At 71.8% G+C, this 11,164-nt stretch carries 11 protein-coding genes and 1 tRNA gene; 3 read left to right on the plus strand and 9 right to left on the minus strand.

Annotated features, from left to right (window positions below; genetic code table 11):
- Positions 1–52: 52 nt before the first annotated feature.
- The 3 genes from BS73_RS17490 to BS73_RS17500 all read left to right on the plus strand — a co-directional run bounded on the left by BS73_RS17490 (position 53) and on the right by BS73_RS17500 (position 3,430).
- Complete coding sequence (locus BS73_RS17490; protein ID WP_051940046.1) at positions 53–1,324, plus strand: DUF3631 domain-containing protein; 1,272 nt, start codon at positions 53–55, stop codon at positions 1,322–1,324.
- Positions 1,325–1,517: 193 nt separating this feature from the next.
- Entirely contained in the window at positions 1,518–1,859 is a 342-nt protein-coding gene (locus BS73_RS39630; protein WP_084704147.1) for a helix-turn-helix domain-containing protein, read from the plus strand.
- A 59-nt stretch (positions 1,860–1,918) separates the two neighbouring features.
- On the plus strand, positions 1,919–3,430 hold the full coding sequence (locus BS73_RS17500; RefSeq protein ID WP_037573564.1) for a LacI family DNA-binding transcriptional regulator: 1,512 nt from the start codon (positions 1,919–1,921) through the stop codon (positions 3,428–3,430).
- Positions 3,431–3,654: 224 nt separating this feature from the next.
- Here the strand turns inward: BS73_RS17500 and BS73_RS40975 are convergent, their stop codons facing one another.
- The 9 genes from BS73_RS40975 to BS73_RS17540 all read right to left on the minus strand — a co-directional run bounded on the left by BS73_RS40975 (position 3,655) and on the right by BS73_RS17540 (position 11,064).
- Entirely contained in the window at positions 3,655–4,341 is a 687-nt protein-coding gene (locus BS73_RS40975; RefSeq protein ID WP_407675022.1) for an NYN domain-containing protein, read from the minus strand.
- Positions 4,342–4,682: 341 nt separating this feature from the next.
- Positions 4,683–4,759: transfer RNA gene (locus BS73_RS17505), tRNA-Ala, on the minus strand.
- 61 nt (positions 4,760–4,820) lie between these two features.
- On the minus strand, positions 4,821–5,897 hold the full coding sequence (gene sepX, locus BS73_RS17510) for a divisome protein SepX/GlpR (RefSeq protein ID WP_037573567.1): 1,077 nt from the start codon (positions 5,895–5,897) through the stop codon (positions 4,821–4,823).
- A 127-nt stretch (positions 5,898–6,024) separates the two neighbouring features.
- Complete coding sequence (locus BS73_RS17515; RefSeq protein ID WP_037573570.1) at positions 6,025–6,663, minus strand: GNAT family N-acetyltransferase; 639 nt, start codon at positions 6,661–6,663, stop codon at positions 6,025–6,027.
- Positions 6,660–7,214 (minus strand): MogA/MoaB family molybdenum cofactor biosynthesis protein, encoded by a 555-nt coding sequence (locus BS73_RS17520; RefSeq protein ID WP_037573571.1) that lies wholly within the window; start codon positions 7,212–7,214, stop codon positions 6,660–6,662. Before BS73_RS17520 ends, BS73_RS17515 begins: the two co-directional genes overlap by 4 nt.
- A complete protein-coding gene (gene moaC / locus BS73_RS17525; RefSeq protein ID WP_051941464.1) occupies positions 7,211–7,672 on the minus strand; it encodes a cyclic pyranopterin monophosphate synthase MoaC in 462 nt (153 codons plus the stop codon). Before moaC ends, BS73_RS17520 begins: the two co-directional genes overlap by 4 nt.
- A 91-nt stretch (positions 7,673–7,763) precedes the next feature.
- The gene (glp, locus tag BS73_RS17530) at positions 7,764–9,116 is read right to left on the minus strand and encodes a molybdotransferase-like divisome protein Glp (RefSeq protein WP_037580002.1); all 1,353 of its coding nucleotides are present in this window, start codon (positions 9,114–9,116) and stop codon (positions 7,764–7,766) included.
- 112 nt (positions 9,117–9,228) lie between these two features.
- Positions 9,229–10,176, minus strand: a complete 948-nt coding sequence (gene galU, locus BS73_RS17535) for a UTP--glucose-1-phosphate uridylyltransferase GalU (RefSeq protein ID WP_037573575.1) — start codon at positions 10,174–10,176, stop codon at positions 9,229–9,231.
- 195 nt (positions 10,177–10,371) lie between these two features.
- Entirely contained in the window at positions 10,372–11,064 is a 693-nt protein-coding gene (locus BS73_RS17540) for a GGDEF domain-containing protein (protein ID WP_051940047.1), read from the minus strand.
- Positions 11,065–11,164 lie beyond the last annotated feature (100 nt).

Here is an 11,164-nt window from a genome sequence, read left to right on the forward strand (position 1 = left end):
GTTCGCCCCGGCTCTTCCACATCAACATCCGCGCGACGGAAGGTGCAGCCGCATGAGCGACCAGACCCCCACTCCGCAGGGCCAGCCGCCCGGTACGGCCGAGGACGGCGCCGCCCTGCTGGACGAAGTCGAAGCCCACCACCGGCGGTTCAACGTCTTCCCCAGCGAAGCGGCCTACGTGGCCGTGACGCTGTGGGACGCCCACGCCCACCTCATGGACTGCTTCGAGGCCACCGCCCGACTGGCGTTCCTCTCGCCCGAGCCCGGGAGCGGCAAGACCCGAGCCCTGGAGATCGTGGACACGCTGGTGCCACGGTCGATGTTCACCGTGGGCATCAGCGCCTCGGCGCTGTTCCGCTCGGTCTCCGACGGGGAGACCCGGCCCACCGTGCTGTGGGACGAGATCGATACCGTCTTCGGCCCCCAGGCCCTCGGTAACGAGGATCTGCGCGGCCTGATCAACTCCGGCTACCGCCGAAGCGGAGGGATCTACCGCAGCGTGCGGGAAGGCGAGAACCACCGCGTCATCAAGTTCCCCGTCTACGCCGCCCTCGCCCTGGCCGGCCTCGGCGACCTGCCCGACACCATCATGAGCCGCGCCGTCATCATCCGTATGCGGCGTCGCGCCCCCAATGAGCAGGTGGAACCGTTCCGCCAGCGCATCCACGAGCCCGAAGGCCACGCCCTGCGCGACCGCCTCGCGGACTGGGCAGACAGCGTGCGCGAGAAGGTGAATGGAGCCTGGCCCGAGCTGCCCGAGGGGGTCAGCGACCGGCCCGCCGACGTCTGGGAGCCGCTGCTCGCCGTCGCCGAGGCCGCTGGCGGGCACTGGCCCGAGCGGGCCCGGGCCGCCTGCCTGGAGTTGGTCAACGCCGCCAAGGCCAACGACAAGGGCTCCCTCGGCATCCGGCTGCTCTCCGACCTGCGCGACGTGTTCGACGGCGCCGAGCGGATGACCAGCGTCGCCATCCTCGAACGCCTCTTGGCCATGGACGACGCCCCGTGGGCCGACATGGACGGACGACCGCTCAACTCCCGCTCTCTGGCGCGCATGCTCGGGGACTACGTCACCGAGGACAACCAACCGATCAAGCCCCGCAACATCAAGGTCGCCGGCTCGGTCCTCAAGGGCTACTACGCCGCCGATCTCGCGGACGCCTGGACGCGCTACTGTCCGCCCCACTCCGAAACGTCCGCTACCTCCGCTACCACCGCTACCGCGCAGGTCAGGCCCCTGTTTTCGGTAGCGGATGAGGTAGCGGTAGCGGATAGGAATCCCGAATCCGCCCCCGCGAGCGAACCCGACCTCACCCCCACCGGCTGAGCCGGGCCATCCGCTACCGCTACCTATCCGCTACCAAAAGACAGGCTCTGACCTGCGCCGTAGCGGGTAGCGCACGGTAGCGGACATCTGGAAGTACCCAACCCAACACCGCGAGCGAAGGCCGTCACGCACCTCTGCGTGACGGCCTTCGCTCGTTCTGCGCCCCGCCCATCGATCGGGAGGACGACGAGCAGTGACATCAGGATCCGTTACCCCCGCCCCCGCGCTGCCGCCCGTCTACAGCGCGGCCGAAGTCGCCGCCGCACTCCGTTGCTCGGAGTGGTGGGTAAAGGAGCAGGCCCGGAAAGGCTGCATCCCCTTCACGAAGCCCGGAGGCACGTACCGGTTCACCGCTGAGCACGTCGCCGAGATCCTGCGGATCTACGAGGGTGGCGCCCCGAGCCTCCCGGCAGCGCCCGAGAGCACACCGAGGGGCTGGCACAAGGCGAGGCCCGAAGCGATCGAGCCTGTACGCCGGTTGAAGGCCAGGCCGCCGCGCCGAACGCCCAAGAACCGAGCCCAGTCCGCAGCATGAATCGCTGCCCACCCGGCCTGCCGCCGGGCGGGCAGCAATAACTCAAGAGGGAGAGACAGTTGGGGTTCGCCGAGAAGCGCGGGGACTACTACCGGGCGCGGTTCTGGATCGCTCCCGGGAAGCTCCGCACAGTCGTTGACGAGTACGGACGGACCATCAAGTTCAAGCGCAAGGCGGAAGCTGCCAAGGTCGCCAACGACATTGAGGCGAAGGTTCGAGCAGGTACGTGGCGAGACCCTGCGGCCGGGCGGATCACCTTCGGTGCCTTCGTGGACCGCTGGTTCGGGATGCAGGATCTGGCCGTGTCCACGATGGAGAACTACAAGACGCACATCGAGTCGCACTTGCTCCCGGCCTTCGAAAACCAGGCGCTCGGCGACATCCAACCGAAGGATGTCGCAGCCTGGCGGAAGGCGAAGCGGGACGCCGGCTATGCCGAGGGGAGCATCAAGACCTGGCGCGGCACCCTGCATCTGATCTTCGAAGATGCCATGGACGAAGGACTCATCCCCTCGAACCCCGCCTCTGTGCGGAGGGGCAGGGGAAAGCGGGCCGGGCGGTCGCGCCACCGTGCACCGGAGAAGGCCGTAACGGACTCGCTCGGCATCCTGCACATTGCCGAGCGGGCCGCCCTGCTCTCCGGCCGGGATGACGAGTTCGTGCTGACGGTCCTCGCCGGGTACACCGGCATGCGCTGGGGCGAAGTCGTTGGGCTGGAACCCTTCTACACGCGCCGGGAGGCCGTCCGGATCGAGTGGCAGCTCTACGAACTCGACTCCGGCAAGCTGCACCGATGCCCGCCCAAGGAGGACTCCTACCGGGACATCGATCTGCCCGAATGGCTCGCCGAACTGCTGGCTGGACACATCGCTCGGACTCAGCCGAAGCCCTGCGCCTGCCATAGGCAGGCGTACGCGTTCCGCGGGCTCGGTACTCCGAAGGGCCCAGGCGCTGCCGCGGGCCCCCGAGTGGCCGACGTCGCCCGGCTGGCCGGGGTATCCGCCGGCACCGTCTCGAACCTGCTCAACCGGCCGGAGCAGGTGTCCGAGCGCAGCAGGGCCAAGGTCGCTCAAGCGATGGAGGAGCTGGGCTACCTCCCCGGCGGTCCGCCGGCCGCGAGCGCCGCGCACTGGCGCCGGAGCGGGTTCGCGCAGCAGGTGTTCCAACCTGCCGCCACGGGGTGGTTCCCGAGGAAGGCGCCACGGGAAGCCTGCCCCGTCCCGCTGAGGGCCGAGCCGTGGCCGGGGACGCCCCTCAGCGGACGGAACTCCCCGGGGAGGGCCAACGCATGCTGGCTGCCCATCGCTCGGGGGCTCACCCCGCACGGCCTTCGCCATACGCACAAGACGGTCATGCAGGAACTCGGCACGCCGCAGAAGCTCCAGGACGAGCGGATGGGACACTTGGACGGCTCAGTCCAGGGACGGTACTCCCACGTCACCACCAGCATGCGCCAACGGCTGCTGAGCGACCTGACAGGACTCTGGGAGGCCGCGTTGACGGCTCGCAAAGAGCTGTCTCCCCGGTCACCAGTCGGGATACTGGACACTCTGCTGACTATCCGTCAGTAGGGACGGCTCGGAAGCGCATTTCCATGATTCAGTTGCCGGCAACGCTCGGCAGACCCAAAAGAGTAGAGCTGAACGCGAGTCCACGTTCAGCTCCGCCGGGCTGACTACTGAGCGTGGCATGCAAGGATGTCCCGGACTACGCTCCGTCGCTACGCTGAACTACGTTCACGGAGCGTAGTCCGGGACATCGGCGCCCACCTGGACTTAACCAAATTGTTATGTGGTCAGTAGGGCCTACGATCGCGGCTTTCAACGAAGGCTGACGCACCCAAAGTCGTGTGCCAGATCTTGCGCCCGGGGACCCTGAGACGTCGGCCGCCTTCCCATCCAGCTGTTTCGATCTTGCAACGCCCCTTAGAGAGCGCCATCTCAAGCGCTGGTTCAAGATCCGTGTCGTGAGTCGCGCAAACCAAGACATCAGCTTCGTGATTCATGGCACGGCTCACTAGTTCCACCGCCAGGAGCACATCGATGCCCTTTTCGCGGGCAGGCTCAGCCGGCCACCTGGGTGGATACCGAAGGGAGCGATAGTGGACGCTCACCCGCGGGTCACGTGTCCACTCTGAGCGCTGACGTTGGCTCGCTGAGTAGAGATCTGGCTGATGCCGGTTGCTGGGAGTACCCCGGTAAACGCATACGCTGGTGAGGATCGCACTGGCAAGCCAAGGGTCGTTCGCCTTGCTTGCTCGGATCGTCAGCAGCTGCTCGGCGAAGCGCAGCGGGTGAACCAACGTATCGCGAGCGGATGTGCCTATGGGGGCATACAGATCGCGCGCGGTGAGATGTATGTTCTGGTAGTCGATCAAGACTCCCAGAGTTGGTTCTGAGGCAGTCAACGTCGACCCCCTGAAGTAAAAACCCCGCCAGTCCCGGAGGACGGCGGGGAGCAAGGACTTCAATGTACGTCGCACGACCAGGAGGGTCAAGCGCTTGGCGCCGCATCGCGCACCGATAGCAGAGCCAAGCCGTGAAGCCCCAGGCGGAGGCCACGGTCAGCCCGTGCAGCATTCCGCCGAGCCCCTGACGTACGGCCAGCGAGGCTCCTTCGCAGGGAAGCACCCTCGCGAGAGACCGCGCGCAAGGGGCCTCTTGCCCTCACGGGAAGCTGTTACTTGCCCCGCCAGCCAAGCCTGATGGGCTGCAAGCCGGCCGGATTTCCTTGATCCACTCCCAGGCGACTCCCAGCGGAACCCCGAAAGCAGCTCAGGGGCCGCTTCCCTGTTTGGGATACGGCCCCTGAGCTGCTCTTCGTTGGTGGAGCTGAGGGGATTTGAACCCCTGACCCCCTCGATGCGAACGAGGTGCGCTACCGGACTGCGCTACAGCCCCAACGAGAAGAAACTCTAGCAGGTCCGGTGGGGTGCTTTCGACCGCCCCCGGGCGGGGCCGGTCACTCGTTGGCGGCAGGGCGGTGGTCGTCGGCGTACTGGTCGAAGAGGGGGGTGCGGGGCGGGCGGCGGTGGTCCGCGCGGGGCTGGGGCTGCGGCTGTTCGGCGCGGGCGGCGCTCCAGGCGTCGGGGGCGCCGAGGTCCAGGGCGTCGGTGGTGCGCTTGGCGACCGGGGCCGTGACATAGGTCGGCAGCGGGACCGGGACGGGCTCCCAGCCGTCGGCGCTGTCGGCGGCCTCGGCGAAGTCGTCCCCGGTCTCGTCCGCGTCCGCGAACGCGTCCAGGTCCCGCGCGGAGGCGGAGGCAGAGGCGGAGGCGGGCTCGCGGGCGGCGGCCCGGGCGGAGGGCGCGTGGACGTGGTCGGACTCGGACTCGGACTCGCGCTCGGGCTCCGGCGCTGGCGCCGGCTGCGGGCGCTCGCGCCGCGGGGCGGAGCGTTCCGCGCGGGGGCGCGGGGCCGGTGCGGGCGCCGGTGCCGGCGCGGGGGCGGGCGCCCGGGCCGGGGCTGGGTCGCTGCGGCGGTCCATCCGGTCCGCGAGGCGGTGGCGCTCCTGGCGGCGGAGATGCGCGATGTACACGCTGAACAGCACCGCCGGGAGCGCCGGCGCCCAGAGGAACGCGGGACCCCACACCCCGGCGACGATCATCCCCAGGGTGAAGGCGACGAAGAGGAAGGTGACCATCCGCCGGCGTCGGGCGAGAAGGTCGGCACGGCGGCGCGCGGCCCCCGTGGCGGGATCGGCGCCGGAGGCGGACGCCCCGGCGTGCGCGCGGGGGCGCACGGGGGCGGGCGCGCGGTCCGGTGCGGCGGTACGGGCGGCGGGCGGCTCCGACGACGGGTCGTCGGGAGCCTCCTCCTCGCCGGTGTCCGCGTCGTCGTCCGCGGGGTCCTGGGCGGACAGCCCCTTGGCGACCTTGCGCTCCATCGCCGCCCGCCCGGAGAGCAGGCGGATCGCCGTGCTGAAGCGTTCCGTCGGACGGCTCTCGTTGAGCTCGTCCTGCCGGCGGAGCCACATGGGCACCAGATAGGCAGCCCAGGCCCCCACGATCACCGCGTAGATGAGGCCGCTACTGCTCACAGGTCACACGGTACGGGCGTCTCGGATCGGCTGGTAGCGATTTCGTCCGGTGTGTCGCCCCAACCTGCTCTTCCTGCCCGCTTCTTGTTACTGCTTCTGTCATATCCCAGCCGTTACCGGCTCCGTTTCAGCAGGAGTCGCGGCGGTTGCGTGGAGCCGCCGTGCCCCCGTCCCGCCACCGCTGGAGCATCCCGTCCGGGACCTCCTCGGCGGTGAGCGCGTACACCAGATGGTCGCGCCAGTCGCCGTCGATGTGGAGGTAGCGCGGGCGCAGGCCCTCCTCGCGGAAGCCGAGCTTCTCCACCACCCGCCGGCTGGGCAGGTTCTCCGGGCGGATGCAGACCTCGATCCGGTGGAGGCCCATCACCCGGAAGCAGTAGTCGGCGGCCATCGCCACCGCGGTCGGGATGATTCCGCGGCCGGCGACCGACTCGTCCACCCAGTAGCCGATGTTGGCCGCGCACATCGAGCCCCAGGTGATCCCGCCCACCGTCAGCTGCCCGACCAGGCGGCCCTGGTAGGTGACGACGAACGGCAGCATCCGGCCCGAGCCGCCCTCCCGCCGCAGGAAGCGCACCATCTGCCGGAAGGTCGGCCGCGGCGGCGCGCTGCGCCCGGGGGCGGGCGGCGGGACGGTGGCCTCCCAGCGGCTCAGCCAGTCCCGGTTGCGGGAGCTGACCTCCCGCCAGTCGCGCTGGTCCCGCTGCCTTATCGGACGCAGCCCGACCGGTCCCTCGGCGAGTTCGACCGGCCAGAACTCGTTCAGTGTGAGCTCCCGGAGGACGCGGAACCGGGGGCGGGCGCGGCCGACGACGACGGGTGGTCCCCGCCGTGGATCTGGTCGACGGCGTGCCGCAGCAGCGGCCCGAGGACGGCGAGCCCGTCCCGGACCCCGCCGGTGGACCCGGGGAGGTTGACGATCAGCGTGCCGCCGGCGACCCCCGCGAGCCCGCGGGAGAGCACGGCGGTCGGCACCTTGGCGCGGCCGTCGGCGCGGATCGCCTCGGCGATGCCCGGAATCTGACGGTCGATCACCCGTTCGGTCATCTCCGGGGTGCGGTCGGTCGGCGAGATCCCGGTGCCGCCCGTGGTGACCACCACGTCGTAGCCCTCGGTCACGGCCTCCCGCAGCACCGCCTCCACCGGCTCCCCGTCCGGCACGACCCGGGGGCCGTCCACCGAGAAGCCCAGCTCCGCAAGACCGGTGACGATCAGCGGCCCGCCGCGGTCCTCGTAGACCCCGGCCGAGGCGCGGTTGGAGACGGTGACGGCCAGCGCGGTGGGGTCGCCGGACGGACGGTCCTGACGCGGCGTCATCGCTGCTCTCCCGCTCGCTCGTGCCCGGCGTCCCGCCGGTGCCAGTCGCCGCTCTTGCCGCCGGTCTTCTCCTCCACCCGGACGTCGGTCAGCTCGGCGGCCTTGTCCACCGCCTTCACCATGTCGATGACGGCGAGGCCGGCCACCGCGACGGCGGTCAGCGCCTCCATCTCGACGCCGGTGCGGTCGGTGGTCCGCACGGTGGCCGCGATCTCGACGGCCTCGTCGGCGACCGCGAGGTCCAGCTTCACCCCCGAGATGGCGATGGGATGGCAGAGCGGGATCAGCTCGGGGGTGCGTTTGGCGCCCATGATCCCGGCGATCCGGGCCACCGACAGGGCGTCGCCCTTCGGCACCCCCTCGCCGCGCAGGAGTTCCACCACGGCGGGGGCGACCTTGACCCGCCCGGTGGCGCGGGCGGTCCTGGCGGTGACCGTCTTCTCCGAGACGTCCACCATCCTGGCCGCGCCGCTCGCGTCGACGTGGGTCAGCCTGTCCACCGCTGCAGCTCCCTCTCACCTGGTGTGCGGTGACACAACCTACCGCTGATCAGTCCTCGGTGAGCAGGACGACGTCGACCTCCGCGCCGGGTTCGAGCCGGGTGGCCGCCTCCGGGACGACGATCAGGGCGTCCGCCCGGGACAGCGGGCCGACCAGGTGGGAGCCTGATCCGCCGACCGGCTCGACGGTGCCGTCCGCCCGGAGGTAGCGGCCGCGGGCGAACTGCCGGCGGCCCTCGGGCGAGCGCAGCCCCTCCGTCAGCTGGGCCCGTACGACGGGACGCCGGACGTTCTCCACGCCGAGCATGGTGCGGATCGCCGGCCGGACGAAGAGCTCGAAGGAGATGTAGGCGCTCACCGGGTTGCCGGGCAGGCCGAAGAACGGGACCCGGCCGTCCAGCAGGCCGAACGCCTGCGGCTTGCCGGGCTGCATCCGCAGCTTGCGGAAGGCCACCTCGCCGCCGCCGGAGAGGGCCTCCTTCACCACGTCGTACGCGCCCACGCTGACGCCGCCGCTGGTCACCACCACGTCCGCGCGGCCCAGCTGGTCGGCGAGCACCTCGCGGAGGGCGCCCGCGTCGTCCGGGACGCCGCCCACCCGGTACGCCTCGGCGCCGGCCTCCCGGGCGGCGGCGGTGAGGGCGAAGCTGTTGGAGTCGGTGATCTGGCCAGGCCCGACCGGGGTGCCGGGGGCGACCAGCTCGCTGCCGGTGGAGAGGACGACGACGCGGGGGCGCGGGCGGACCCGCAGCCGGTCCCGGCCGACCGAGGCGGCCAGGCCGATCTGCGCCGGGCCGAGCCGCACACCGGGCTTCAGGACGACGGTCCCTGACGCCACGTCACCGCCGCGGCGGCGGACGAAGCCGCCGGGCCGGGCGGCCGGGCGGAAGACCTTCACCTCGGCGGGGGCCCCGGCTGCGGCGTCGGCGGAGGCCCCGGCTGCGGCGTCGGAGCCGGCTCGGGCGCGGGACGCGGCGGGGGTCATCCGGTCGACCGGGGTGTCCGAGCCGGTGCCGCCGTCGGTCCACTCGACCGGGACGACCGCCTCGGCGCCGGGGGGCATCGGGGCGCCGGTCATGATCCTGGCGCATTCGCCCGGGCCGACCCGCGGCAACTCGCCCGCGCCGGCGGCGATCTCGCCCACCACGGTCAGCACCGAGGGGTACTCGGCGGTGGCGCCGGCCAGGTCGGCGACGCGGACCGCGTAGCCGTCCATCGAGCTGTTGTCGAACGGCGGAAGGTCGGTGCCGGCCACGACCTCCTCGGTGAGGAGGAGGCCCTGCGCGTCGAGGAGCGGAAGGTCGATGGGTGGCAGGGGGGCGACCCCGCGGAGGATGTCCGCGAGGTGCTCGTCGACCGTCCACAGCCGGTCGCCGCTGCCCGCGCCCGGGTTCTCCTGCATCTCCTGCTGCGCCTGCTCGGTCAACACGACCCCCTGTCGTCGGACGACTCCCCGTCGAGCCTAGCGGCTGCGCCGCGGGCGGCAGCGGGGTTCACCGGCTGGTGCGGCGGCGTCAGTAGCCCATCTCGGGGAGCTCGGTGGTGACGAAGGCGCGGAGCCAGTCGCGGAACTCGGGGCCGAGGTCCTCGCGCTCGGAGGCCAGGCGGACGATCGCGCGGAGGTAGTCCGCCTTGGCGCCGGTGTCGTAGCGGCGGCCCTTGAAGACGACGCCGTGCACCGGGCCGCCCCGGCCCGGGGTCCGCTTCGCCAGCTCCACCAGTGCGTCGGTCAGCTGGATCTCGCCGCCCCGGCCCGGCTTGGTCTCGTGGAGCACCTCGAAGACCGCCGGGTCCAGCACGTACCGGCCGATGATGGCGAGGTTGCTCGGCGCGGCCTCCCGGTCCGGCTTCTCCACCAGGTCGGTGATCCGCACGACCTCGCCCTGGTCCACGCCCCGCCCGCCGGGCCACTCGGCCGGCTTCACCTCGGCGCAGCCGTAGAGGTGGATGTCCTCGGGGTCGACCTCCATCAGCGCCACGACGCTGCCGCCGAGTTCGCCCTGCACCTCGATCATCTTGGCCAGCAGGGGGTCCCGCGGGTCGATCAGGTCGTCGCCGAGGAGGACCGCGAACGGCTGGTCGGCGACGTGCGGCTCGGCGCAGAGCACCGCGTGGCCGAGGCCCTTGGGGTCGCCCTGGCGGACGTAGTGCATGGTGGCCAGCTCGCTGGACTCGCGGACCTTGGCCAGCTTGTCCTGGTCGCCCTTGCCCGCGAGCAGCTCCTCCAGCTCGTAGGCGCGGTCGAAGTGGTCCTCGAGCGGGCGCTTGTTGCGGCCGGTGACCATCAGTATGTCGGTGAGGCCGGCCGAGGTGGCCTCCTCCACGACGTACTGGATCGCCGGCTTGTCGACGACAGGCAGCATCTCCTTGGGCGTGGCCTTGGTCGCCGGGAGGAATCGGGTCCCCAGGCCCGCGGCGGGGATGACGGCCTTGGTCACGGATGGGCGGTGCGCGATCGTCATGGCCCTGACTCTACTGGTGCGCGCTATGTGCTCCGACCGGTCCTCCACAGGCATTCACAGCCCGCACCGAACCGCCGGAGGCCCGGTTGAGGGGCGTGGCGCCCGGCTTGTCCGGTTACGTCATCCGGATTGCAACCCGATAACCCTTTGACCCGACAACCCGACGGCTCGGCGCCGCGGCAGCCCGGCGATCCCTCAGGCGGCGCCCGCCCCGGCGTCCTGCGCCTCCTGGCCGCCGCGGTCCGCGGTCAGCGCCCGGTCCGCCGCGCGCAGCAGTACGGCCGGATGCCGCCCGTCCTCCGGAAGCACCGCGCAGCCGATGGACGCGGTGATCCGGGCGCCCGCCACCTCGGCGTCGACCGCGGCCCCGGCGCGCGGCCGGTGCCGCCGCACCGTCCACCGCAGCCGGGCGGCCACCCGCTCCGCACCCTCGGCGTCCGCGCCCGGCAGCAGCAGCGCGAACTCCGCGCCGACCTGCCGGGCGACGGTGTCCCCGCGCCGGACCTCGACGGCGATCCGGTGGGCGTACTCCCGCAGCAGGGCGTCCGCCTGCTGCCGGCCGTGCGCGCGGCGGACCTCGGCGAAGCCGTCGAGGGAGAGCAGCAGCACGGCCAGCGGCCGGTCCTCGCGCAGCGCCCCGGCCACCTCGCGCCGCAGGGCGAGCCGCAGGGTGCGCTGGTTGCCGACCCCGGTGAGGTCGTCGGTGGCGGCCGTCCGCTCCAGGTCGGACCGGTCGAGTTCGAGCGCGGTGACCCGCTCGCGGAGCTGCTCGGCCTGCGCCTCGGCGGCCCGCCCGCGCCGGCGGAGCAGCACGCCCAGGGCCGCGGTCGCGGCCAGCGCCGCCGGGCAGAGCAGCGCGAGCGACTCGGTGAGCAGGCTGAGCACCATCGGGATCCCTCCGCGGATCGTGGCCGGCCATGGCCCATCATGTCCGCTGGACCGACCGCGTCCCCGCAGGACACACGGCGCGGCCCGACGGCGCATTTGA

The organism is Phaeacidiphilus oryzae TH49, assembly GCF_000744815.1.
GTDB classification, from domain to species: Bacteria; Actinomycetota; Actinomycetes; order Streptomycetales; family Streptomycetaceae; genus Phaeacidiphilus; species Phaeacidiphilus oryzae.